At 64.9% G+C, this 23,649-nt stretch carries 21 protein-coding genes; 11 read left to right on the top strand and 10 right to left on the bottom strand.

The window, feature by feature from the left end; translation table 11 throughout:
- Positions 1-81 precede the first annotated feature (81 nt).
- From N2602_RS13580 to N2602_RS13570, 3 genes are all read right to left on the bottom strand, one after another.
- Positions 82-1,458, bottom strand: a complete 1,377-nt coding sequence (locus tag N2602_RS13580; protein WP_212256918.1) for a sensor histidine kinase — start codon at positions 1,456-1,458, stop codon at positions 82-84.
- A 94-nt stretch (positions 1,459-1,552) separates the two neighbouring features.
- Positions 1,553-2,227, bottom strand: coding sequence for a response regulator transcription factor (locus N2602_RS13575; protein WP_036035233.1), 675 nt, complete (start codon positions 2,225-2,227; stop codon positions 1,553-1,555).
- A 241-nt stretch (positions 2,228-2,468) separates the two neighbouring features.
- Positions 2,469-2,624 carry a hypothetical protein gene (locus N2602_RS13570; RefSeq protein ID WP_162832009.1) on the bottom strand — a complete coding sequence of 52 codons (156 nt, stop codon included), beginning with the start codon at positions 2,622-2,624 and terminating at the stop codon, positions 2,469-2,471.
- Between the two features lie 230 nt (positions 2,625-2,854).
- Here N2602_RS13570 and N2602_RS13565 point away from each other — a divergent pair, with 230 nt between their 5' ends.
- The 4 genes from N2602_RS13565 to N2602_RS13550 all read left to right on the top strand — a co-directional run bounded on the left by N2602_RS13565 (position 2,855) and on the right by N2602_RS13550 (position 5,224).
- A complete protein-coding gene (locus tag N2602_RS13565; RefSeq protein WP_260382943.1) occupies positions 2,855-3,847 on the top strand; it encodes a Ku protein in 993 nt (330 codons plus the stop codon).
- A gap of 60 nt (positions 3,848-3,907) precedes the next feature.
- Positions 3,908-4,144: a hypothetical protein gene (locus tag N2602_RS13560; protein WP_172784238.1), complete on the top strand. Its 237-nt coding sequence runs from the start codon at positions 3,908-3,910 to the stop codon at positions 4,142-4,144.
- A 271-nt stretch (positions 4,145-4,415) separates the two neighbouring features.
- Positions 4,416-4,580, top strand: coding sequence for a Flp family type IVb pilin (locus N2602_RS13555; protein WP_172784237.1), 165 nt, complete (start codon positions 4,416-4,418; stop codon positions 4,578-4,580).
- 227 nt (positions 4,581-4,807) lie between these two features.
- Entirely contained in the window at positions 4,808-5,224 is a 417-nt protein-coding gene (locus N2602_RS13550) for a hypothetical protein (protein ID WP_260382942.1), read from the top strand.
- Positions 5,225-5,478: 254 nt separating this feature from the next.
- On the opposite strand, the gene N2602_RS13545 is transcribed toward N2602_RS13550, so the two are convergent.
- The 6 genes from N2602_RS13545 to N2602_RS13520 all read right to left on the bottom strand — a co-directional run bounded on the left by N2602_RS13545 (position 5,479) and on the right by N2602_RS13520 (position 10,992).
- Positions 5,479-5,784 carry a putative quinol monooxygenase gene (locus tag N2602_RS13545; protein ID WP_172784235.1) on the bottom strand — a complete coding sequence of 102 codons (306 nt, stop codon included), beginning with the start codon at positions 5,782-5,784 and terminating at the stop codon, positions 5,479-5,481.
- A 78-nt stretch (positions 5,785-5,862) separates the two neighbouring features.
- The gene (locus N2602_RS13540) at positions 5,863-6,552 is read right to left on the bottom strand and encodes a type 1 glutamine amidotransferase domain-containing protein (protein WP_260382941.1); all 690 of its coding nucleotides are present in this window, start codon (positions 6,550-6,552) and stop codon (positions 5,863-5,865) included.
- 60 nt (positions 6,553-6,612) lie between these two features.
- Positions 6,613-7,245 carry a hypothetical protein gene (locus N2602_RS13535; protein WP_260382940.1) on the bottom strand — a complete coding sequence of 211 codons (633 nt, stop codon included), beginning with the start codon at positions 7,243-7,245 and terminating at the stop codon, positions 6,613-6,615.
- A gap of 8 nt (positions 7,246-7,253) precedes the next feature.
- Positions 7,254-9,509: a xanthine dehydrogenase family protein molybdopterin-binding subunit gene (locus tag N2602_RS13530; protein ID WP_260382939.1), complete on the bottom strand. Its 2,256-nt coding sequence runs from the start codon at positions 9,507-9,509 to the stop codon at positions 7,254-7,256.
- A 1-nt stretch (position 9,510) separates the two neighbouring features.
- A complete protein-coding gene (locus tag N2602_RS13525) occupies positions 9,511-9,975 on the bottom strand; it encodes a (2Fe-2S)-binding protein (protein WP_260382938.1) in 465 nt (154 codons plus the stop codon).
- Between the two features lie 81 nt (positions 9,976-10,056).
- The gene (locus tag N2602_RS13520) at positions 10,057-10,992 is read right to left on the bottom strand and encodes a helix-turn-helix domain-containing protein (RefSeq protein WP_260382937.1); all 936 of its coding nucleotides are present in this window, start codon (positions 10,990-10,992) and stop codon (positions 10,057-10,059) included.
- 334 nt (positions 10,993-11,326) lie between these two features.
- Here N2602_RS13520 and N2602_RS13515 point away from each other — a divergent pair, with 334 nt between their 5' ends.
- The 7 genes from N2602_RS13515 (at position 11,327) to N2602_RS13485 (ending at position 21,917) form a co-directional block, all read left to right on the top strand.
- A complete protein-coding gene (locus N2602_RS13515) occupies positions 11,327-12,082 on the top strand; it encodes an alpha/beta fold hydrolase (RefSeq protein WP_246708743.1) in 756 nt (251 codons plus the stop codon).
- A 55-nt stretch (positions 12,083-12,137) separates the two neighbouring features.
- A complete protein-coding gene (locus N2602_RS13510) occupies positions 12,138-13,151 on the top strand; it encodes an aldo/keto reductase (RefSeq protein WP_172784229.1) in 1,014 nt (337 codons plus the stop codon).
- A gap of 94 nt (positions 13,152-13,245) precedes the next feature.
- Entirely contained in the window at positions 13,246-14,076 is an 831-nt protein-coding gene (locus N2602_RS13505; protein WP_260382936.1) for a VOC family protein, read from the top strand.
- A gap of 12 nt (positions 14,077-14,088) precedes the next feature.
- The gene (locus tag N2602_RS13500; RefSeq protein ID WP_260382935.1) at positions 14,089-14,511 is read left to right on the top strand and encodes a putative quinol monooxygenase; all 423 of its coding nucleotides are present in this window, start codon (positions 14,089-14,091) and stop codon (positions 14,509-14,511) included.
- Between the two features lie 133 nt (positions 14,512-14,644).
- A complete protein-coding gene (locus N2602_RS13495; RefSeq protein WP_260382934.1) occupies positions 14,645-17,575 on the top strand; it encodes a helix-turn-helix transcriptional regulator in 2,931 nt (976 codons plus the stop codon).
- A gap of 106 nt (positions 17,576-17,681) precedes the next feature.
- Entirely contained in the window at positions 17,682-19,316 is a 1,635-nt protein-coding gene (locus N2602_RS13490; protein WP_260382933.1) for a thiamine pyrophosphate-requiring protein, read from the top strand.
- Positions 19,317-19,421: 105 nt separating this feature from the next.
- Entirely contained in the window at positions 19,422-21,917 is a 2,496-nt protein-coding gene (locus N2602_RS13485; RefSeq protein WP_260382932.1) for a GAF domain-containing protein, read from the top strand.
- A gap of 3 nt (positions 21,918-21,920) precedes the next feature.
- On the opposite strand, the gene N2602_RS13480 is transcribed toward N2602_RS13485, so the two are convergent.
- On the bottom strand, positions 21,921-23,504 hold the full coding sequence (locus tag N2602_RS13480) for an MDR family MFS transporter (RefSeq protein WP_260382931.1): 1,584 nt from the start codon (positions 23,502-23,504) through the stop codon (positions 21,921-21,923).
- Positions 23,505-23,649 lie beyond the last annotated feature (145 nt).

Raw genomic sequence — 23,649 nt, 5'->3', positions numbered from 1 at the left:
GTTTAGGAAGCCGCCTCGAATGCCCCCGCTTTTCCCTGGAGGAGCGTCGGCCATGCCGGAAACTGTCGTCGAAACAAGGGATTATAGGCCGGGAAGAACCAGCTCGGCGCGCAGGCCCCCAGTCGGCGCGCTGCCGAGCGAAAGGCTGCCGCCATAGAGGGCGGCGAGGTCGGTCACGATTGACAGTCCCAGCCCCGACCCCGGCTTGGATTCGTCGAGGCGCTGCCCGCGCCGGGCGACCTGGGCGCGCTCCGCTTCCGACAGGCCGCGGCCGTCGTCATCGACGATGACCCGCAAACGCGGGCCGGCGCCGGCCTTGGGGGGCGGCTCGACGAGGACCTCGATGAAGACGCGCGAGGCCGCCCATTTGCAGGCGTTGTCGACGAGATTGCCGACCATCTCCTCCAGATCCTGCCGCTCGCCCCGGAACCTGGCGGACGGATCGGCCTTGGCTTCGACCACGATGCCGCGGTCGCGATGGATCTTCTCCATGGTCCGCCGCAGCGCCTCGATGGCGGGCGCCACCTCCGTCACGGTCGCAACCACCGAGACCCGTGCCGCGATGCGGGCGCGCTCCAGATGATGGGCGACCTGGTCGCGCATCACATCCGCCTGCTCCATCACCTTCTCCGCGAATGGATCGGCCGCATGCGCGCTGGCTTCGTTGACGATCACCGAGAGCGGCGTCTTGATCGCATGAGCGAGATTGCCGACATGGGTGCGCGCGCGCTCGACGATCTCGCGATTGGCGTCGATCAGCGCGTTGGTCTCGCGCGCGAGCGGCGCGATCTCGACCGGGAATTCACCCTCGAGCCGTTCCGCCCGCCCGGAGCGGATGTCGGCGATCGATTCCGAGATGCGCTTGAGCGGCGCGAGGCCGAAGCGGACCTGGAACACGGTCGTCAGCAGCAGCACGATGCCGAGCGCGGTGAAGGTGCCGCCGAGGTAGTAGTCGAAGCTGCGCGTCTCGTCGAAGATCTCGGTGTCGTCCCCGGCGACGCTGACCAGAAATTTGCCGTCGGCGCCGAGATCGACCGGCCGTTCCACCATGCGCAGATTCTGCCCTTCCGGCCCGTCGACGTAAGCGAGGCGGATGCCGGCGGCGGTGAGCTCGGCGCCCTGCTCTTCCAGCTTCGGCAGCTTCTTGTCCCAGAGCGAGCGCGAGGAGCGCACTTCCGGCTTTTCGGTGTCGGTGCGGGTGATCTGCCAGTACCAGCCGGACAGCGGCAGCTCGAACAGCGGCTCGCCGAGCGACTGGAACTGGCGGTCCGGCGGCTCGTCGGGGGTGGCGACCTCGGCGATGAGAGTGCGCAGATAGAGATTGAGCCGGCGGTCGAAGGCGCGCTCGGTGGCGTTCTTGTAGACCGACGACAGCACGATTCCTGTGATGGCCAGGATCACCACGAGCCAGGCGGTCGCCGACAGGAACAGTCGGTTCGCAAGCGAACTAGCGGCCATCGGAATGATCCCGGGCGACGCAGGATGGCAGGTGGTCGGACGTCATGACCGGACCAAGGGCCCTGTTCGGCCTGCCGTCAAGCCCGAGAACGCCTCAAGCGCCCGGCGCCGGCGGCGGAGTCAGGAGATAACCGAGGCCGCGGACGGTCTGGATGATGTCGACGTCGAGCTTCTTGCGGATGCGGCCGACGAACACCTCGATGGTGTTGGAGTCGCGGTCGAAATCCTGGTCGTAGAGATGCTCGACGAGCTCGGTGCGCGAGACCACCCGCCCGGAATGGTGCATCAGGTAGGCCAGAAGCCGATATTCGTGCGAGGTCATCTTGACGGGATTGCCGGAGACGCTGACCCGGCCGGTCCGGGTGTCGAGCGTAACCGGGCCGCAGGTCAATTCGCTCTGGGCATGGCCGGTGGAGCGGCGCAGCAGGGCGCGGATGCGCGCCAGCACCTCCTCCAGATGGAACGGTTTTGCCACGTAATCGTCGGCGCCGGCATCGAAGCCCTGCACCTTGTCGCTCCAGCGGTCGCGTGCGGTGAGGATCAGGACCGGCATGGTGCGGCCGTTGCGGCGCCAGGCCTCCAGCACTGAGATGCCGTCCTTCTTGGGCAGGCCGATATCGAGCACCACGGCGTCATACGGCTCGTTGTCGCCCAGATAGTGCCCCTCCTCCCCGTCGAAGGCCCGATCGACGACATAGCCGGCGTCGGTCAGCGCCTTGGTGAGCTGGCGATTGAGATCGGGGTCGTCCTCAACAACGAGCAGGCGCACGCTTCTCTCCAAAGATGGGCTGCCAGAACAGGCGAGTTGAACACCGCCAGAGATGAGCAATTCCGGCGTGAACCGAATATGAACGCGGGGAACCGGCCGACGTTACTTTTTGGTCATATACGACCTGCCGCGCGTAAATGCGACTGCGCCCACCATGCCGCCGGAGGAGCCGGCGGCATGGTGGGCGCAAGGTGCCGCATCGCGCGGCGAGCCGGAAGGTGCCGGCGTGCCTTGCCGGCCGTCAGGTCCGGAAGAACACGAACCAGACGACGGCGAGGATCAGGATCGCAAGCCCGGTCGAGATGGCGAGCAGCGCCGCCACCGAAGGCCCAGGCTCGCCCTGGCGCGCCTCGGTCGGAGTTTCGACGATCCGGTTCTGCTCTCGCGTGGTTGCCATGGTGACCTCAATCTGTGGCTGTCGCGTCGGATGGCCGCGACCTCCTCGCGGCGATGAACTGCCGGGGCAACGCGTCATCTCGGGCGATGTTCCGGGCCATGGGCCCGCCAGACGACGCGGTGCAGGCGACGATTAACGCCGTTGCAAGATTCCGCGTCGGCGCTTGCTATGATTCGCAACTGGGCGATGGTATCTTCAGGGCTTGTCCTCTGTTGCGTCTGGAGTAGCCCATGGCCCCCCGCGCCAATTGGAAGGGTTTTCTGCGTCTGTCTCTCGTGACCTGCCCGGTCGCGCTCTATCCGGCCACTTCGGATACCGAGAAGGTCTCGTTCAACCAGATCAACCGCAAGACCGGCCACCGTATCAAGTACCTCAAGGTCGACGTCGAGACCGGCGACGAGGTGACTTCCGAGGACATCGTCAAGGGCTACAAGGTCGACACCGACACGTATATCGAGGTCACCAAGGACGAGCTGGACGACATCGCGCTCGACTCCACCCACACGATCGAGATCGACGAGTTCGTGCCCAAGGCCGACATCGACAACCGCTATCTGATCCGCCCCTACTACCTCGTGCCGGACGGCAAGGTCGGCCACGACGCCTATGCCGTGATCCGCGAGACCATCCGCAGCATGGACAAGGTCGCGATCGGCCGCGTGGTGCTGACCAACCGCGAGCACATCATCGCGCTGGAGCCGCTCGAGAACGGGCTGATGGGCACGCTGCTGCGCTACCCCTACGAGGTCCGCAGCGAGAAGGAATATTTCGACGACATCCAGGACGTGAAGCTGACGAGGGACATGCTCGACCTTGCCAAGCACATCGTCGAGAAGAAGTCCGGCGCGTTCGAGCCCGAGCTGTTCGAGGATCATTACGAGTCCGCTCTGATCGATCTCATCAACAAGAAGCGCAGCGGCATGCCGATCACCGCCAAGGCCGCACCGAAGACCGGCGGCAACGTCATCAGCCTGATGGACGCGCTGAAGAAGAGCATCGCGAGCGAGAAGGAGGCTGCTCCCGCGGCGAAGGTCGCCAGGGACACGGCCAAGGAAAGCGCCAAGGCCAAGAAGCCGAAGAAGCGCGTCGAGGGCCAGCGCGAGATGCTGCTGCCGATATCAGGCAAGGGCGGCAAGGACGCTGCGGCCAAGGCTGCGACCACGCCGAAGAAGGCCGCCGACAAGCCGGTACGGGCCCCCGCGCGGGCAAAGAAGGCCGGCTAACAGCATCACACCCCGCAGATCGCGCCGTGATGTCTCTCCTCGCCGATCGGCCGGCCTGACATGCCCTGGTCGACGGCGTTCGACGATCCCGTTCGCGTAAGCAACAAGCGCAAGCTGCTCACGCTTCAAGAGGCCGCCGACTACATCATGCAGCTGCCCGAGGACGCCCAGCACGAGGCGCATTGGCAGACCGCGATCGAGACCTTGATCAATGCGGCCGAGACCGGCGGCGGCTGGGTGATGTTCGCGCGCATCGCGATGTTGCGGGCGCTGAATGCGGACGGCCGGCGCGGATGAGCGCGATCGAGATGTCCTTGCCTGTTCGTTGACGAACAGGCTCAACAATCGGTTAAGGGCCACAGCACGGAGGGCAATGCCCGCGCCGGGCGGCCGATTTGACTTCATTTGGACGGAACCACGGAACCTTAATTTAATGAATGCCGTCGTAGGAGATAGGGTGCGATCGCCCTCGCTCGGTTCATTTGGCGCGCACGAAGACTTATTCGATCGATTTGCAAGTCCGATAACGACGCGACCTTCCATCGGATCGGATGAACAGGAGTTGGCAATGCGTCTGGTTAGGTCCTTTCTTGCCGATGAGAATGCCGCAACCGCAATCGAGTACGGCCTGATCGCCGCGGGGATCGCCCTGGCAATCGTGACCATCGTCAACAGCACGGGCGCTGCGCTGCTCAACAACAAGTTCAACTCAGTCAGCACGGCGATGAAGTAACCGCCGGCCAACGGCCTGCGCAGCGGCTGGCCCGTGCCTGCCGGACTTGCGGGCCATGATCTGGGCCAACAGCATCTGTTCCTGGTTCACGACAACACCCCGGATTGCGCTTCGCTCCATCCAGGCTACGGCGCTTTGACCGCCCTGTGAGTGCTGATATCTTCGGCGGAGCGGGCTCGACGAGCCGTGCCGTCAATCGATCAACCAGCGCTGCCGAGAGGATGCGGATGAGAAACGTGACGCTCCTGGCTCTCGGCCTCGTGTTTGTCGTCGCGTGGTCGCACGACAGCGCGCGAGGCCAGACTTCGGCCGCGCCGCCGGTTTCGCTTGCTCCGCCCGATGCATCGCCGCCACGCCCGGGTGCCGCCAAGCCCGCGCGGGTGACGACGAACAGAGCTCCGCCGGCGGCGTCCAGCAGAGAGCCTTCCGTGATTGGCGGGCCTCAACCGATGCCGAATCCGGCCGCCGACTACGATGGCTTCAGCGTCGGCACCGTCGATGACGTTGACACCCCGAGCCGCGTGGCGCCACCTATGCGTTCACGCGCAGCAAGGGACGCCAGGTCCAATCCAGATGCAAATGGCCTCGATCAGGAAGATGAGGCGTTGAAGCGAAAGCTGATGATCTGCCAGAACTGCAAATAGCAGGGCAATCGCATATGACTTGTGGCGGCGGTCTGCGCGCACGCCTCGTCCTTCGAGACGGCGCTTGCGCGCCTCCTCAGGATGAGGCGAATCACATGAGTGCTCGTTGAACCTGCTGCCGCGCACTCCGCCCTCATCCTGAGGAGCCCGCCTAAAGCGGGCGTCTCGAAGGATGGCAGCGGGGAAAAATTCCCAAAAGCGATAGCCCTACTGCAAATAGGGATGCGGCTACTTCGAAGGTTCGCCGACGCCGTTCACCTGTCTCCAACCTCGAGCGCTTCCAAGACCACGGCCGTCCGATCAGCCAGCTCGGGAATTTTGGCCAGGTAGGCCTGGTAATGCGGCGAGGCTCGGTGAGCTTCGACGGCCGCAACATCGCGGTACAGCTCGTCGAGAACGTAGCGATCTTCGTTCGATATGTCGCGCCAGACATCCCAACGCAGGTTGCCGGGCTCAGCCCTGGAAGGCGGTGCCATGCCGACAAGCAATGCGCTGAGTTCAGCGGACTTGCCCGGGCGAGCAACCAGGATAGCGGTGATCTTGGATGGCGATTGCGTCATTCGATGGCTCCCCATGAGAGGGTAAGCGCGGCTTCAGATGCGGAGCCCATCCCTCTCGAATTCCACACTTGCGAATCTTCAAATCTTCGCGGCGCTGCTCCTATCCTTGAGGGCGGCCAGCAACTCTATTCCCAGCGCTCCGGCCGACGCGGGGTTCTGCCCCGTGATGAGCCGGCCATCGACGACGACGTGAGGTTGCCAGTTGGCTGCGGACGAGTACTCGGCACCCTCTGCCCTCAACGCGTCCTCAAGCTCGTAAGGCACGTCATCGCGGGCGTAGTCGTACTCTTCCTTCTTCGAGAAGGACGTGAGCTTCTTGCCGCGCACGAAAGGGACGCCATCGCCAAGGTCAACGCCAAGCAGCGCGCACGGTCCGTGACAGACAGCGGCGACGAGCTTGCCAGTGCTCCAGGCACGCACGATGGCACTCTGGACCGCAGCATTGCGCTGGATGTCCACCATGGGCCCAAGACCGCCGGGCACCAGGATGGCGTCGTAGTCGGCGGCGTCCACCTCGGACAATTTGCGACTGTGATTCAAGCGGCGAAAGGCTTTGCTCGCGAGAAACTCCTTCTGAGCGGCATCTTTCTCGTCGTACGCATCGTAAGGCGTCCACCCCCCGGCCGGGGACGCGAACTCCACTGCGACCCCAGCCTTGTCGAGCACCTCGAAAGGATGGGCGACCTCGGCGAAAAAGAAGCCGGTCTTGCGACTATGCGGACCGATCACGGCTGCGTTGGTGACAATGAAGAGGACATGTTGGGTCACGGTTTTCTCCTTTCGATGACGCTGTGTGTGTGATCGCGCTTCCGCGACGCGGAGAACGCATCAGTTCGGACAGGGCTGCCCGGCCGCGCCCCACAAGGCCATGTCCTTGACGTGATCCTCGAAGGTGCCCGGCGGCGTCGAGCGGCCGGCCCCAGGCGCCCAGCCGCGCGGGATGAAGCCACTCAGCGACGCATCGTGCCGCAAGTGCCCGACGAGACCGGCGGCGTCGCGACCGCCATTGCGCTTGGGATCCTTCAACTGCGCACAGATCTCGGCACCGCTCTTGCCGAACCAGATGAAAGCCACCGGGGCCAGCTGCCAGTCGATGCCGGCGCGCGGCGGCGACGGCGCCGGCTCGTTCGCCTGGGTGGAGGTCATGTGACAGGTCGAGCACGGAATGGCTTCCGTGCCGATGCGGCTCTCGCCGCCGTGGATGTTCATGCCATGCAGGCGGGGCTTGGTTTCGCCGGCCGGCGTCCAGATCGGGATGGCCTTGGCGTCGACATGGCAATTGGCACACCGTGGATGTGTCACGACGGCCTCAATCCGCTTCCACGCCTCCAGCCCCTCGGCGCGACTGACGCTGCCGGACGGCAGCACGTCCTTGGCGGCCTCGTCCTTGGCCGCGACGATCCCGGTGAGGGCCGCGACGGCCGAAGCTGCCAGGACGAACGCGATCAGAGATCTCTGCATGGCGCGTCTCACACGAAATCGATGAACTTGTTGAACGGCATTTCACGGATGCGCTTTCCGGTCGCCGCGAAGATCGCGTTGGCGAGCGCTGGCGCGGCGGGTGGCACCGGCGGCTCTCCGACGCCCCTCACCTTCGGGTCGTTCTCGAGCCCGCGAACTTCGATGACCGGGCATTGGTAGATCCGCATCGCCTCATGGTGGTTATAGTTGGTCTGCTGCGCCGCGCCTTTTGAATAAGTGAGCTCGCAATTGATGGCGTGGCCGAGTCCCCAGACGACGCCACCCTGCACCTGGTTCTCGAAATTCACGGGATCGATCACCTTGCCGACGTCGACCGCGACCCAGACCTTGTCGATCCTGATGCCGCGGTCCGTCGCCGTCACCTCGACGACCTCGGCGACCGGTGTCCCGAACGACTCGACGAAAGCGACGCCGCGGCCACGGCCGTTCCCGAGCGGTCCCTTCCAGTCCGACATCTGCGCGACGGTCTCCAGCACCTTGCGATAATGCGGCACGGTGCACATCGCGATGCGCGCCTTCATCGGATCGAGACCCGCCACATGGATCAATTCGTCGATGAAGCTCTCGGTGAAGAAACCGGATGTCGAAGCGCCGACCGAGCGCCATGTGGTGCTTGGCGACAAGCCCTGCGCCTCGTAGCTGGTGGCCCGGAAATTGGAAATGTCGTAGTAGACGTTCCACAGGCCGGCGGCCAATTGCCCATCCGGATCCTTCGAGGGCGTGCCCGAACGCTCGAGCAGTCCCTTGAGCGGCGCCGTCGAGGCCAGCTGCAGGTCGGCAGCGAGGATCTTGCCCTTGTCGATGCTGCCGCGGTGCCGGGCGATCGCGATCTGCCGCGGAATGTCCTGGAGGAAATCCTCTTCGCGCGAGAACACGAGCTTGATCGGCGTGCCCTTCATCTGATTGGCGATCTCGGCGAGAACGCGGACGTTCTCGTACTCGAGACGGTGGCCAAAGCTTCCGCCGGTCCATTGATTGTGGAAGGTGATCTGTTCCGGCTTGAGGCCGATCGCAGTCGCCGCGACCCATTGCACGAAGCGTGGGCTCTGATGGCCGACCCAGATCTCCATGCCCTTGTCGGTGACGAGGCCGATCCCGTTCAGCGGCTCGAGCGGCTGATGCGCCACATAGGGCGCGCGATATTCGGCTTCGACGAGCCTGCCGGTCTTCAGGCCGGTGTCAATATCGCCGATCTTCCGCCACTCCTTGCCGAGAAACTCGGGCTTGAAGGAGGATTCCAGAACCTTCCAATGGTCGGCCTGCTCGGCGGGATAGGCCGAGGGCGCCCACTCGCAAGCGATGGCGTCGACCGCCCTCATCGCGTACCAGCTGTTCGTGGCGATCACCGCGACGCCGTTCTTGATTTCGAGGATCTTCCTGACCCCCGGCATCGACTGCGCCTTGCTGGCGTCGTACGATTTCAGCGGCTGCCCCTTGTTGGGATTTAGCTTGACGGAAGCATACAGCATGCCGTCCGTTTTCAGGTCGATGCCGAACTTCAGCTCGCCCATCACCTTCGCGCGGACGTCGAGCCGCATCATCGGCTTGCCGAGCATGCGCCAGCTGGACGGATCGCGCGGCTGCGCATCGAGCACCGGCGGAATTTTCGATGCCTCCGCCGCGAGTGCGACATAGGCGATCTTGGTCCCGTTGGGCAGGATCACATGGCCTGATTGCGTGCGAAGGTCGGCCACCGCGACGCCCGTACGTCTGGCCGCGGCGGCCTTGAGCGTCTCGCGCGCGACCGCACCGGCGACGCGCAGCTTTTGATACGTGTCCGGAATCGAGCTCGATCCACCCGTCATTTGCAGGCCGGACTTGCGCAGCCATTCGAGCGTGGCCGCGCGCGCCTCCTCCGCAGCAGGGCTTTGGTCCGCGGCCACGAACGGCGCGAACTCGTCGGCGAAGCCCGTGTTGAAATAGGCGGGGCTTGGTTCAGCGAACCGGATTTCGAACTGGCCGGGGTCGAGATCCATCTCTTCGGCGATCATGATCGGCTGCACCGAGCCGACACCCTGGCCGATGTCGGCGTGTTGCGCGATCAACGTGATCTTGTCGGGGCTGATCTCGACCCATGGATTGAAGGTTACCGAATTCGGGCCGAGGCCGGCGGCCAGCGGATTGCCATCGGCGCTCGTCGCGGCCGCTTCGGCCCGACCATAGGCACCGAAAGCGATGCCGCCGGCGACGACAGCAGAGCCGAAAACGAAAGCCCGACGCGAAAAGGCCTGCATCTGGCCCATCTCACTTCTCCGCCATCTTGTTGGCCGCAGCCGCATGGATTGCCGCACGAATCCGCGGATAGGTGCCGCAGCGGCAGAGATTGCCGGACATCGCCTGATTGATCTGCTCGTCCGTCGGTTTGGGGATCGATGCAAGAAGCGAGATGGCCTGCATGATCTGACCGGTCTGGCAGTAGCCGCATTGCGGCACTTGATGTGCGATCCAGGCCTGCAGGACCGGATTTTGGTCCTTGTTGTGCAGTCCTTCGAGCGTGACGACCGATTTGCCCGCGACCTCGCCGATATGGGACTGGCAGGACCGCACCGCCCTGCCGTCGATGTGAACGGTGCAGGCACCGCATTGCGCGACCCCGCAGCCGTATTTGGCACTGGTGATGCCGAGCTCGTCACGCAGCACCCACAACAGGGGCATCTCGGGAACGACGTCGACCTGGCGCTTGATCCCGTTCACCGTGAGCTCGATCATGTCGATGTGTCCTTCGCCTGCCTGGTCGCTGCAACAGCACTGCCCGATGCACGGTGAGCCGTATTCCCGAATCCTGCGGAATCATGCGCAATCCGTGCGAAATGGCTTTTCGACGTAATCGGGTTTCACGTCGGCCTGGCCGCAGCACAATTCGCGATACTGCCCCGGCGTGAGATTTGCGGCCTTGCGGAATACGCGCGTGAAATTGGCCTGCGAGCCGAAACCGAACTCCAGGGCAATCTCGACCAGAGACAAGCGGTCACGCGCGAGCTCCTGTCGCGCGGCGTGGACGCGGCGATCGGTGACGTAACGGTGCGGTGACAGTCCGGTCGCTTCGCGAAACAGCCGGGAAAAATGATAGGGGCTGAGGCAGGCCTGGGCCGCCAGATCCTCGAGCCTGACATCGCTGCCGAGAGAAGCCTCGACATAGTCCAGCACGCGCTGGAGGCGCCGCGGGTCGAGCGCCGGCGATTTGTCGGGCGCGCGCCAACGGTCGATCGTGTAATTGCCAAGAAGATGCGCCGCGAGGGCGACCTGGATCCCTTCGACGAACAGCGCGTCGGTCGGCTGGCGCGGGCGATGGAGCAGATCGCGAAGCGGCGAGCAGATGTGGAAGAGCACCTGGTCCGCCAGGCCGTGGGCGTAGGCGATCTCGACCTTCGTCGGATCGATGTCGAAATCCGCAAGTGCGCTGTGGTCGAGCAACGCCGGCGGCAGATAGAGATGAAGACATTCCATGCGGTCGGAAAGCTCGAGATGGCTCTCCTGCGTCCCCACGGGCACGAGATAACTCATCCCCGGCCTTGCCAGGCTTTTCTGCACTTCGCCGTTGCCGGCGCGGCACACCATCCCGCCGCCCGACAACAGCATGACGAGCTCGGTGCAGATGGGAACGGGCGTTGCCTGACGGCCAGCCTCGAACTTGCGATGCTCGATGCTCAGCCCTGGCCAATCACTGGCCTGCGCGAGCTTCTCGCTGTTCTCGTACTTCTGATCTCCATGCGTCACGAGCGCCATCACGACCTCCGCTTCGTTGCGGCGAATCCCGGCCCCGTATCGCGCGAGCGATCATTCCATCCGGTGGTGAATTGCAGCCCGGTCGCTGCCACGCCGATCGTGAATTACTCACAAGCCTCGTTGGCAGAGTCCAGAGGCGGCGCGGTTAAAAGAGGTAAAAGCCAGGCAATGCAAAGGCTTGGAGCCGGGCGTGTTCGGCTTCGAAAGCTGATCTCGGCGCACCTCAGCAAGATGCGTACGTCATCGCGCAGGAATCGGAAATACCGCAATGCGGGCGTGCGCTAGTGAAAGGCGCATCAACGGCAATGTCGCCGTATCGAGATCGGAGCCTGTTATGAAGTCGCTTATCTTTGCGCTTGCTGCAATGTCGATCGCAACGGCCTCCGCCGCCGTCGCGGCCGAGAGGACCGTATCCATCGTCCTCGTCCACGGCGCGTTCGTCGACGGATCGGGCTGGAAGGACACCTACGACATTCTCTCGAAGGCCGGCTATGAGGTGCTCGTCGTGCAGCAGCCGACGATCTCGCTTCGTGACGACGTCGCGGAGACCGAACGCGTGATTGCCAGGGCGCGGCATCCCGTCATTCTCGTCGGCCATTCCTATGGCGGAATGGTGATCACGGAGGCCGGCGACAATCCGAAGGTTCGCAGCCTCGTCTATCTCGCGGCATATGCGCCCGATGTCGGGGAGTCGGTCAGCTCGCTGTCGGAAGCACCCGTGCCGCCCGGCGAGCACAAGGGCCCGCTGGTCACTGAGGGCAATTATCTCTTCGTCGAGCGCGATAAATTCCCGAGCTCCTTCGCCGCCGGTGTCGACCCGGCCACGACCCGCTTCATGGCTGCGGCGCAATTGCCGTTTGGATTGCAGGCGGTGCAGACCAAGGTCGAGCGCGTGGCCTGGAAGACGAAGCCGACCTATTACATGGTGACGATGGAGGATCACATTATCCCTCCGAGCTTGCTGCGCACCATGGCCAAGCGCTCGGGCGCGAAGGTGACGGAGATCAAAAGCAGCCACGCGGTGATGCTGTCGCATCCGCGCGAGGTCGCGGCCTTCATCAGAAGCGCGGACACGTCCGCGACCGACTGAGATCGGCTGCGCCGCACACCGACGGACTTTCCTGCCGCAGACAAGGACTTGCAACATGGCCCTGAAGGATATTCTGCCGGGAAAACTGGGGTTCGGCGCGGCCCCGCTCGGCAACATGTTCCGCGACATCCCGGAGCAGGAAGCGCTCGCGACGGTAAATGCGGCCTGGGACGACGGCATCCGCTATTTCGACACCGCGCCGTTCTACGGCGCGGGTCTTGCCGAGATCCGCATCGGCGCCGCGCTCGCCGGCCGGCCGCGCAGCGACTATGTCGTCAGCACCAAGGTCGGCCGCCTGATCCTGGACGAGATCGAGGATGTCGATGCCCGCGATCTCGGCGAGAAGGGCGGCGTCTTCAGACACGGACGCCCGAACCGGATCGTGAACGACTATTCCCGGGACGGAACGATGCGCTCGATCGAGGACAGCCTGAAGCGGCTCGCGATCTCCCACATCGACGTCGCCTTCGTGCACGACGTTGCGCAGGATTTCTACGGTGACGAGTGGCTCTCGGTGTTCGAAAGCGCCCGCAAGGGCGCCTTTAGAGCGCTCGACCGGCTGCGCGACGAGGGCGTGATCAAGGCGTGGGGACTCGGTGTCAACCGGGTCGAGCCGATCGAGTTGCTGCTCGCGCTGGACGAGCCGCGCCCGGACGGCTTTCTGCTGGCGGGCCGATACACGCTGCTCGACCACGCAAGGGCGCTGCAGCGGGTGATGCCGGTGGTCGCGGAGCACGAGCTCGCGATCGTCGTCGGCGGACCCTACAGTTCCGGCGCACTCGTTGGCGGCCCGAACTTCGAATATGCGCCGGCGCCTCCCGAAATCCTCCAGAAGGTGGCGCGGATCAAAGCGATCGCAGACCGCTATGGCATCAGCATGAAGGCGGCCGGCCTGCAGTTCGCGCTCGCCCATCCGGTGGTCGCGGCCGTCATTCCCGGTGCGAGCCGCCCGGGCCGCATCGCCGAGGATCGCGCTGCGCTCGAGGAGGCCATCCCGGCGGATTTCTGGCGCGAGCTCCGCGCCGAGGGGCTGGTCAGCCCCGCAGCCCCGCTTCCCGCCGCCGATTGAAAGCCCGAGGGCGCGGCAGGTTCACCCCGGCCGAGCACTGCTCCCGCCGGCAGGACAACGCAGACCAATCCACCGAACGAGCAAGGAGAGCGACATGACAGAAACCGACAACGCCACCGACATGGATCGCCGCGCCCTGCTCCAGACCGCCGGCGCAGCCGTCGTCACGGGCCTCGTCGCCGGCACGGCAATCGACGCACGGGCCGCGACACAGGACGCCGAGCGCGACGAGGCGCCGCTCGGCGCGCGACTGCAGGGCGTCCAGCATTTCGGGCTGACGGTCCAGAACATGGAACGGGCCTACCAGTTCTACACGGAGGTGCTTGGCGGCACCGAGGTGTTCCGGCACGGCGACTTCCAGGGCGACGGGGTGCAGAACACGCTGCTGGCCGACCAGGAGATCGAGGCGAACGCACGCGGGGTCAATCCGCGAACCATCGGCGTGCCCGACTTGCGAAGCGGAGCACAGCGGCTCGATGTCCGCTTCATCCAGTTCGACAACATGGTGCTGGAGCTGCTGCAATATCGCGAGGCTGATCAGCCCATGGGCAGCGCGAAGAGCTTCGCCGAACCGGTGGAGCACATGAGCCCTGCTTTCCCGCGCATGATGCATATCTGCTTCTATGTTCGCGACGATGTCGACTTCAACAAGTTCATTGCCGATCTCGAAGCGGAATCGGCACGCCGCGGCATGACGCAGGTGAGAGCGAACCGCACCGTCCGCGTCATGACGGAAGCGGATCGCAAGGCCGCTCCCCGCAGCAGCAACACGAACCGGGTGACCGCCGAACCCTCGAACGGTTGGGAGCTGATCTACTGCAAGGGACCGGAGGGCGAGCAGCTCGAGTTCGTCAAGGCGCTCGGTCCCGTCAAGAAGCGCTTCAGCGAGGCCTTGGCAAAACGGCAACAGACCATCGTGCGCTAGAAGGACTTCACCATGCAAACTCTCGTCCGCAACTCGCTTGCCGCCCTGCTGATCGCCGCCGCTACGGCGCCGGCGACGCTTCCGGCCGTGGCTCAGGAAACGCCGCGCGTGCACTATCAGGAGATCCCGGAGGGTGCATATTCCGTGGTGGCGCAGGTGCGCGCCAAGCCTGGAAAAGAAGACATGCTGCGCGCCGCCACCTTGCCGCTGATCGACCTGGTCCGCAGCGATCCCAAGAACCTGGTCTATTTCCTGCAGGAAGACCGCGCCAAGCCCGGCCACTTCATCTTTTACGAAGTGTTCGCCAGCCAGGCCGATTTCGACGCACACAACGCGATGCCCTATGTGAAGGATTGGTTCGCCAAGCTTCCGGAACTTGCCGACGGCGGTGTCGAAATCATGCGCATGGCCACTCTTGGCAAGCCCAAGAAATAGCCGAACCGTCCCGCGCGAGCGTTTTGTCGCAATTGTCCTGCGGCAAATCGTACGAATTCGGAACCGCTCTCTTCAAAAATATTGCAGTGCATGATAATTACGGTCGATCGGTTCGATCGATTGGCAATGAGCAATGCGGGCTGCCACGGAGATACGACAACGGGGCACAGACCGGCGGGAGCTCACCTACTGCTTCGGCCCTTTTCGACTCGTCCCCCGCCGCCAGTTGCTTCTTCTCAAAGGGCGCCCCGTCAAGCTGGGTGGACGCGCATTCGAGCTTTTGCAGCTGCTGGTGCAACGCTGCGGCGAGCTGGTCAGCAAGAATGAGCTGATGGCGGCCGCTTGGCCGGGCACCTTCCTCCACGACAGCAATCTCAAGGTCAACATGTGGAGCTTGCGGCGTTCGCTGGGAGATACCCAGATCGAGCCCGTCTACATCGCGACCGTGGCACGCCGCGGATACAAGTTCATCGCGGAGGTGCAGATCAGCATCGGCGAGGTCGAGGACGATCTTGCGCTCGCCGAACCGCTCCCCTCGTCCAATCCGCCATTGCTGCGCGGCATCGTCGGTCGTGAAGCGGAAATCGACGAAATCACGGGTCGGTTGACCGGCAACAGGCATGTGACTCTGGTTGGCGCAGGAGGAATCGGCAAGACGACGGTTGCCTTGGCTGTAGCCCAGGCATTTTCGCCACAGTGCCGCGACGGCGTGTGCTTCGTCGATCTCGCAACGATCTCCGACCCGACGCTGTTCGGCGCCGCTCTGGTGACGGCCCTCGGCATCAGGGGCAATCCGGACAACAGCCTGGCTGCGGCCATCGACTATCTGAGACCGCGGCAGATGCTGGTCATTCTGGACAATTGCGAGCACGTCCTGCCGGCCGCGACGATCTTCGCCAGCAGATTCATGGCTGACACATCGCCGTCGAGGCTGCTTGCGACGAGCCGAGAACCGCTCGGCACCGCCACCGAGCATGTGGTCCGGCTCGGCTCGCTGGTCTCACCAAAACCCGGCCACGCCCTGACCGCCGATCAAGCCGTCAGGTTTCCGGCAGTGCAGCTGTTCGTCAGCCGCGCCGCCGAATGGGCGGACTACCAATTCGTCGACGATGATTGCGAGGCCGTCGCCGCAATCTGCCACTCGCTCGACGGCCTCCCGCTGGCCATCGAATTGGCGGCAGCCCAAATCGGCAGGTTCAATCCTCGCCAATTGGTGGAGTTGCTCGACCAGAATCTGGGTTTTCGTGCCCCCGCCGCCGATGGCGCGCCGCCGCGCCATGAAACGCTGATGGCGACGATCGACTGGAGCTTCAGGCTGCTGCCGCAGCGCGAAGCCAGACTGTTCGGCCTGCTCTCGGTGTTCAGTGACGCGTTCGAGGTTGAGGACGCGGTCTTCGTCGCCGAGGCGGCAGGACTCACGCCGGTCGACGTCGTCACCGGCCTTGGCAGTCTCGTTGCCAAGTCGCTCTTGAGCGCGCAGGCACATGGCGCGAGCCTTCGCTATCGCCTGCTCGACAGCACGTGCCGCTACGCCGGCGAGCGGCGCCGGGCCGATCCTGCCTGCGACCAGGCGCTGCGCCGTCATGCGCAACGTGTCCTCACGCTGTTCGAGCAGTCCGAGGAGGAGTGGAAATGGCGCGAGCCGGCCGATTGGACACAGCGTTACCTTGGCCGCATCGCCGATTTGCGCGCCGCTCTTTCATGGGCATTCGGCGAGCACGGCGATCCCGTGCTCGGGATCAGGCTCACGGTTGCGGCGATCACCTTGTGGTCGGAAACGTCGATCCTGTCGGAAGCGCAGGCGCGATTGGCGGATGCGCTCGCATTGGCCAAGACCGTCCCGTGCGACGATCTGTCGAAGACAAAACTCGCCTGCGCCCTTGGATGGAGCCTATTCTACGCCCGCAAAATGTCGAACGAGAACGAGATTGCCTGGCTCGATGCCATCCTCTTTGCAAGGCGGGCCGGCAACATCGAATATCAGCAGCGGGCGCTGGTCGGCTTCGGCTTCTACCTGTTGCAGATTGGCGAGGTGCCGCGCGCCACGACTTATCTCGAGGAAGCAACGGAGCTTGCCGACCGCGACCGCGACCTCACCGCAACGTCCGAAGCCGATCGGGCACTCGCCTGGGCCCGCGCTTTTGCCGGCGAGTTGAGCAAGAGCCGCCCGGTTCTCGATCGCCTCGCGGCGACTTATTCGCTGGCAGAGAGCCGTTCGCGCAAGGATGCGAACGAAGTCTACCGGTTCATCACCGTCCGCTTCAACCTGCCGTTCGTGGCGTGGATGCAAGGACAAGCCGACTACGCGGCGAGGCTGGCCAAGGACGCCGTCGACGCCGCTGATCGCAGTGGCCATTGGGTGTCGCAGTCGAACGCACTCGGGCTCGCCGCACTTCCCGTCGCGCTCGAAACCGGCAATCTGGACGCGCTCGCAGGCTACACTGAGCGACTGCGCCGCAACCTTGAACGCGAGCGCATCTCACGCTGGGTTCCGGTCGAGCGCTATTTCTCCGCCTGCCTTAGCGACCTCAGGGGCGATCCACGCGCGGTGGAGGAAATTCGCGGTGCGATCGACGAGCTGATCGAATGCCGGTTCTTGATGCGGATCGGCAGCTATCTTGCGGTCCTCGCCCGCGTCTATCTGAAGCAGGGACAGATAGCCGAAGCGCGCCAGGCCATCACCCGGGCGATCGAGCATCAGGAACGCCAGGGCGAGCGCTGGTGCCGCGCGGAGCTCCAGCGGGTTGACGCCGCGATCCTTCTCCAGGCGGGCGAGCCGCTGCGCGCCGAAAAGCGGCTGCAGCAAGCACTGGCCGAAGCGCGCGCAATCGGCGCGATGACATTCCAGTTGCGGATCGCGACCGATCTCGCGGCACACTGGATCGCGACCGGCCGCAGATCCAAGGCTGTCCGGTTGCTCACGCCGATCTATGGCGAGTTCACCGAGGGCTTCGAGACGCCGGATCTGCTTGCGGCCACGCATCTGCTGCAGCGCGTGCGGCCGACCGCGCGCGGCTACGGCGACCATCACAGGATGGAGCCGGTGCACGCTCGCGACGCATAGCTGGCCTACCGCCACGCTCGCCGCGCGCGCTTTACGCTTCCGGAAATTCCTGATCCTCTCTTCGCAACAAGCCGGATCAACCGGCCTTGCCAGGGAGAGAGACGCCATGAAGCTCGGCACCGCCATTGCGGAAATCATGAGGCGCGAGGGCATCGAGATCCTCTGCGGCTATCCGGTCAACCATCTGATCGAGCACGCGGCCAAGGCCGAGATCCGGCCCGTGATGGTGCGGCAGGAGCGCGTCGGCATCCACATGGCGGACGCGATCTCGCGGGTGACGTCGGGGCGCAGCATCGGCGCCTTCTGCATGCAGCACGGGCCGGGCGCGGAGAATGCGATGGGCGGCGTCGCGCAATGCTTCGGCGAATCGGTCCCCGTGCTGGTGCTGCCGATGGGCTATCAGCGCAGGCTGGCGCATATCGAGCCGAACTTCAATTCCAGCGAGGCGATGAAGCCGTTCGCGAAATCGTCCGAGCCGATCGTCCTCGCGACCGAAGTCGCCAACATCTTCCGCCGCGCCTTCACCAAGCTGAAGAACGGCCGCGGCGGACCCGTGATCGTCGAGATCCCCTCGGACATGTGGAACGAGGAGGTGCCGGAGCCGCTGAACTACACGCCGGTGCTGCGCACCCGCTACGGCGCCGACCCCGTTCACGTCAAGGACGCCGCCGGCCTGCTGGTGAATGCAAAACGGCCGGTGATCTATGCCGGCCAGGGCGTGCATTATGCGCAGGCCTGGCCGCAGCTGAAACGGCTCGCCGAGCGGCTGGCGATCCCCGTCACCACGAGCTTAGGGGGCAAATCATCGTTTCCGGAGACGCATCCGCTGTCGCTCGGCTCCGGCGGCCTCGCAGTGCCGCGCGCGGTGCCGAAGTTTCTGGCCGAGGCCGACGTCATCTTCGGCATCGGCTGCTCCTTCACCGAGACCAATTTCGGCATCGCGATGCCGAAGGGCAAGACCATCATTCATTCGACGCTCGATCCCAATCATCTCAACAAGGATGTGGAAGCGAAGATCGGTCTGGTCGGCGATGCCGGCCTCGTGCTCGACGCGCTGCTGGAGGAGATCGGCAAGACCGTCACTGCGGATCGCGATGCATCGGCGATCGCGGCCGAGATCGCGGCCTCGCACAAGGAATGGTTGGCGAAATGGATGCCGAAGCTGACCAGCAATGACGCGCCGCTCAGCCCCTATCGCGTGCTGTGGGACTTGCAGCACACCGTGGATATCGAGAATACGATCATCACCCACGATGCCGGCAGTCCGCGCGACCAGCTCTCGCCGTTCTGGAAAGCAGTAAAGCCCCTCACCTATCTCGGCTGGGGCAAGACGACGCAGCTCGGCTATGGCCTGGGTCTTGCGATGGGCGCCAAGCTGGCAAGGCCCGACAAGCTTTGCATCAACGTCTGGGGCGATGCTGCGATCGGCTTCACCGGCATGGATTTCGAGACCGCGGTGCGCGAGCGCATCCCGATCATGTCGATCCTGCTCAACAATTTCTCGATGGCGATCGAGCTGAAGGTGATGCCGATCTCGACCGAAAAATATCGCTCGACCGACATCTCCGGCGACTACGCCGCGATGGCGCGCGCCTTCGGCGGCCATGGCGAGCGGGTGACGCGGCCGGAGGACATCGTGCCCGCGATCAAGCGCGGCATCCAGAAGACGAGGGAGGGCGTCCCGGTGCTGCTGGAGTTCATCACAGCCAAGGAGACCGAGGTGTCGCGGCCGGGGACGTGAGGCGGGCCGGTGGGGGGGCATGGCTGCGAGCGCTGGCTCCGGCCGCGAAAGATGTGATAATCCGGCCCGGTGCCGCGCACGTCGCGGCATCAAGCTGGATGAGGAATGACCACGCTTTCGCACGACATCGAGGAACTCGAACGCCAATTGCAGTCGGCCGCGGCCGAGAATGCGCAGCTGCGCGCTGAGCTTGCGACTGCGCGGGATCGCCAGAGCGCCAGCGCCGAGATCCTGCGCACCATCGCGGCCTCGCCGTCCGATGCGCGGCCGGTCTTTGCGGCGGTCGCCTCCAGCGCGAAGCGCCTGCTCGGCGGCTTCTCCGCCACCGTGCTTCAGTTCATTGGCGACGAACTGCACCTCGTGGCGTTCACGCCGACCAGCCCGGAGGCGGACGCAGGGCTGAAGGCGTCGTTCCCGCGCAAGATCACGGACTTCCCGACTTTTGCCCTCGTGCGCGAGGGCGAGACGATCCAGTTTCCCGACAGCGAGGCTGCCGACGTTCCGGAACTGAACCGGGAGCTGGCGCGGCTGCGCGGCTTCCGCAGTGTGCTGTTCATGCCGCTGATGAACCGGGGCGCGCCGGTCGGCATGATCAGCGTCACGCGCGCCGTAACGGGCGCATTCGCGCCCGACCTGGTCCAGCTGCTGCAGACCTTCGCCGACCAGGCCGTGATCGCGATCGAGAATGCACGTCTGTTCAACGAGACGAGAGAGGCGCTCGAGCGCCAGACCGCGACGGCCGACATCCTGAAGGTGATGGCGGCCTCCCCGTCCGACGTGCAGCCGGTGTTCGAGGCGATCGCGACCAATGCCAACCGGCTGATCGGCGGCTTCTCCACCGCGGTGCTGCGCTATATCGACGGCGCCGCGCACCTCGCGGCATTCACCCCGACCGATCCGACCGGCGATCGCGTGCTCCAGGCCTCGTTTCCGGTGCGGTTCGCGCAATTCCCGCCCTATCAGCTCGTGGCCAATGGTGCCGCGGCGCAATTGCCCGACACCGAGCTCGAGCCCGCCGCGCGCGACATCGCGCGCGTCCGCGGCTATCGCAGCATGCTGTTTGCGCCCTTGATGAGCGAAGGCGAGGCCATCGGCATCATCATCGCGACGCGACGCGCGACCGGCAACTTCGCCGAGCATCATGTGCGCCTGCTGCAGACTTTCGCCGACCAGGCCGTGATCGCGATCAAGAATGTCAGCCTGTTCAACGCGACCAGGGAAGCACTGGAACGTCAGACTGCGACTGCCGACATTCTCAAGGTGATCGCGGCTTCACCGTCCGATGTCACGCCGGTGTTCCAGGCCATTTCCGACAGCGCCAAGGCGCTGATCGGAGCGCATTCCTCCACCGTCACCCGCGTCGTCGACGGCATGCTGCATCTGGCCGCCTTCACGACCGCCAATGAGGCCGGCAATGCGGATCTGCTGAGCTCATTTCCGACACCCTTGTCATCGTCGGGCATTCACAGCCGCGTGGCGACGAGCGGCGAGTTTGCCTTCCGCAGCGACATGCAGAACGAGCCTGGTCTTACCGAGGCCATGAAGGAGCTGGCGCGAACGCGCGGTTATCGCAGCATCCTGGTGGTGCCGATGCTGCGCGACGGCGTTGCGATCGGCACCATCGCCGTGACGCGGCGGGAGCCCGGTCATTTCCCGGACAAGGCCATCAACCTGCTCAAGACCTTTGCCGACCAGGCCGTGATCGCGGTCGAGAATACCCGCCTGTTCAACGAAGTTGCGACCCGCACCAGCGAGCTTGCCCAATCGCTCGACGATCTGCGCGCCGCGCAGGACCGGCTGATCCAGACCGAGAAGCTGGCATCACTGGGCCAGCTCACGGCCGGCATCGCGCACGAGATCAAGAACCCGCTCAACTTCGTCAACAATTTTGCCTCGCTGTCTGCCGAGCTGACCGAGGAGCTGAACGAGGCGCTCGCGCCGGTCCCCCTCCCCGAGAACGTCCGCAGCGAGGTCGACGAGCTGACGGGGCTTCTGCAGAACAACCTCGGCAAGATCGTGCAGCACGGCCGCCGCGCCGATTCCATCGTCAAGAACATGCTGCTGCATTCGCGCGAAGGCGGCGGCGAGCATGGGCTGAGCGACATCAACGCGCTGGTCGAGGAAAGCCTCAACCTCGCCTATCACGGCGCACGCGCCGAGAAGCCGGGATTCCACGTGACGCTGAAGCGCGAGCTCGATCCGGCGGCCGGACACGCCGAAATGTTTCCGCAGGAGATCACCCGCGTGCTCCTGAACCTGATCTCGAACGGCTTCCACGCGGTCACCCGGCGCAAGGCCGACGGCGCCGCCGGCTACGAGCCGATGGTGACCGCCGCGACGCGCGACCGCGGCGACCAGATCGAGATCTCCATTCGTGACAATGGCACCGGCATTGCCGACGACGTGAAGGAGAAGATGTTCAATCCGTTCTTCACCACCAAACCGGCCGGCGAAGGCACCGGTCTCGGGCTGTCGATGACCCACGACATCGTCGTGAAGCAGCACGGCGGCACGATCGACGTCGCAACGGAGCTCGGTGCGTTCACGGAGTTCACGATCCGGCTGCCGCGGAAGAGCGGCTTCCCGGACGCAGGCCGCTGAGCCTTACTCGGCCATCTCGACGGGTTGCTTGGCCGAGGGGCCGGCCAGCGGGCGCTCCTCCATCGCGATCAGGCACAGCGCGGCTATCGTCATCAGTGCGGTGGCGGCGCCGAACACGTAGCGGAACGCATGCCGCATGTCGTCGGCGGGAATCGCTACGCTGCCTGCGGCATGGTGCTCGCCGGCGAGCGGGATGTCGGTGCCGAGGGCGATGAGCAGGATCGCCGCGAAGGCCGCCACCGTGAACGAGGACATCAGCGAGCGGAAGAAGTTCATCGCGCCGGTGATGGTGCCGACTTGCGGACGCGCGACCGAGTTCTGCAGCGAGACCACGCAGACCGGGAAAGTCGTGCCGAGACCGAGCGCGAACGCGGCCATCAGCAGCAGCAGCCCCCACAGCGGCAAGGTGGTGACCGTGAGGCCGAGGCCGCACAGCGCGGCCCAGGACGTGCCGATGATGGCGACGCGCTTATAGTGCTTGGCCCGCGCCATGGTGCGGCCGGCGACGGCGGCGCCAACGGTCGAGACCGCCGCGAGCGGGATCAGCGCAAGCCCCGCCTCGCTGGCGCTCAAATGGTAGACCTGCTCGTAATAAAGCGGCAGCTGCACGGTGAGGCCGGTGATCGCACCGAGCCCGCAGCCGCCGGCGGTCAGCGCGAACGGCGCCACCGATCCCGTCAGCAAGGGCAGCGGCAGGAACGGCTCGTCGGCCCGCCGGGCGTGCCACACGAAGCTCACCGCGAGCGCGACGGCGCCGCCCACCATCGCCAGCACCGTCGGCGACAGCCAGGGATAGCGCGTGCCGCCCCAGGTCAGCACCAGCATGAAGACCACGGCGGCGGCCATCAGCAAGACGCCGCCGAGCCAGTCGACCTTGCGCTTGCGATGGAACACCGGGATCTTGCTCATCTTGGGCAGCAGCAATGCGAGCGCTGCGGCCGCAAGCGGCAGGTTGATCCAGAAGATCATCGACCAGTGCAGATGCTCGGCGAACACGCCGCCGATGACCGGGCCGAGGATGCCGCCGACCATCCAGACGCTGGAGAAATAGGCCTGATACTGCCCGCGCTCGCGCGGGCTCACGACGTCGGAGATCACGGTCTGCACCACCGGCATGATGCCGCCGCCACCGAGGCCCTGAAGCCCGCGTGCCAGGATCAGCATCGGCATGTTCGGCGCGATCGCGCACAGCACCGAGCCCGCGACGAACAGGCTGAGCGAGATGATGATCATGACGCGGCGGCCGTAGATGTCGCTGAGCGTGCCGAACACCGGCGCGACCGCGGTCGAGGCGAGCAGATAGGCGGTGATCACCCAGGAGAGATTGGAGACGTCCTGGAACTGGCGTCCGATGGTCGGCAGCGCGGTCGCCACGATGGTCTGGTCGAGGGCTGCCAGGAACATCGTCAGCATCAGGCTGATGACGATGGTGCGGACCTCGTCGGAGCTCAGCGGCACTGGCGGGGCGATCGACGGCGCGTCGTCGACGCTGATGACCTCGCTCGGCAGGCGGGACAGCTCTTCGGCAATATCGTCGGGCAAGGCCTGGATGTCGGCAGAATTGCTCTGCCGGTCGAACTTGTTCATCTCGATCGGACGTCGTGACGCGGCGCAACGCCGCGAAGGATTCGTTCTATGCAGACAATGTAGAGAGGAAAGTTCTTCCCAGGCAGGCACCGCGGCGCATGGGTGCATCCCGCCGATGCATCCTCGCGGTTCCGGGGTCGACAGA

Origin of the sequence: Bradyrhizobium sp. NC92, from assembly GCF_025200865.1 — a bacterium.
Lineage (GTDB): Bacteria > Pseudomonadota > Alphaproteobacteria > Rhizobiales > Xanthobacteraceae > Bradyrhizobium.
Note: the sequence above shows the minus strand (reverse complement) of the source record. Positions and strands in the feature narration are given on the sequence as shown.

What these genes read in the sequence shown, in the direction of transcription:
- N2602_RS13580 (WP_212256918.1), bottom strand. Translation starts at nt 1,458, where the DNA reads ATGGCCGCTAGTTCGCTTGCGAACCGACTGTTCCTGTCGGCGACCGCC.
- N2602_RS13570 (WP_162832009.1), bottom strand. Translation starts at nt 2,624, where the DNA reads ATGGCAACCACGCGAGAGCAGAACCGGATCGTCGAAACTCCGACCGAG.
- N2602_RS13565 (WP_260382943.1), top strand. Translation starts at nt 2,855, where the DNA reads ATGGCCCCCCGCGCCAATTGGAAGGGTTTTCTGCGTCTGTCTCTCGTG.
- N2602_RS13560 (WP_172784238.1), top strand. Translation starts at nt 3,908, where the DNA reads ATGCCCTGGTCGACGGCGTTCGACGATCCCGTTCGCGTAAGCAACAAG.
- N2602_RS13555 (WP_172784237.1), top strand. Translation starts at nt 4,416, where the DNA reads ATGCGTCTGGTTAGGTCCTTTCTTGCCGATGAGAATGCCGCAACCGCA.
- N2602_RS13550 (WP_260382942.1), top strand. Translation starts at nt 4,808, where the DNA reads ATGAGAAACGTGACGCTCCTGGCTCTCGGCCTCGTGTTTGTCGTCGCG.
- N2602_RS13545 (WP_172784235.1), bottom strand. Translation starts at nt 5,784, where the DNA reads ATGACGCAATCGCCATCCAAGATCACCGCTATCCTGGTTGCTCGCCCG.
- N2602_RS13535 (WP_260382940.1), bottom strand. Translation starts at nt 7,245, where the DNA reads ATGCAGAGATCTCTGATCGCGTTCGTCCTGGCAGCTTCGGCCGTCGCG.
- N2602_RS13530 (WP_260382939.1), bottom strand. Translation starts at nt 9,509, where the DNA reads ATGGGCCAGATGCAGGCCTTTTCGCGTCGGGCTTTCGTTTTCGGCTCT.
- N2602_RS13525 (WP_260382938.1), bottom strand. Translation starts at nt 9,975, where the DNA reads ATGATCGAGCTCACGGTGAACGGGATCAAGCGCCAGGTCGACGTCGTT.
- N2602_RS13520 (WP_260382937.1), bottom strand. Translation starts at nt 10,992, where the DNA reads ATGGCGCTCGTGACGCATGGAGATCAGAAGTACGAGAACAGCGAGAAG.
- N2602_RS13515 (WP_246708743.1), top strand. Translation starts at nt 11,327, where the DNA reads ATGAAGTCGCTTATCTTTGCGCTTGCTGCAATGTCGATCGCAACGGCC.
- N2602_RS13510 (WP_172784229.1), top strand. Translation starts at nt 12,138, where the DNA reads ATGGCCCTGAAGGATATTCTGCCGGGAAAACTGGGGTTCGGCGCGGCC.
- N2602_RS13505 (WP_260382936.1), top strand. Translation starts at nt 13,246, where the DNA reads ATGACAGAAACCGACAACGCCACCGACATGGATCGCCGCGCCCTGCTC.
- N2602_RS13500 (WP_260382935.1), top strand. Translation starts at nt 14,089, where the DNA reads ATGCAAACTCTCGTCCGCAACTCGCTTGCCGCCCTGCTGATCGCCGCC.
- N2602_RS13495 (WP_260382934.1), top strand. Translation starts at nt 14,645, where the DNA reads ATGCGGGCTGCCACGGAGATACGACAACGGGGCACAGACCGGCGGGAG.
- N2602_RS13490 (WP_260382933.1), top strand. Translation starts at nt 17,682, where the DNA reads ATGAAGCTCGGCACCGCCATTGCGGAAATCATGAGGCGCGAGGGCATC.
- N2602_RS13485 (WP_260382932.1), top strand. Translation starts at nt 19,422, where the DNA reads ATGACCACGCTTTCGCACGACATCGAGGAACTCGAACGCCAATTGCAG.
- N2602_RS13480 (WP_260382931.1), bottom strand. Translation starts at nt 23,504, where the DNA reads ATGAACAAGTTCGACCGGCAGAGCAATTCTGCCGACATCCAGGCCTTG.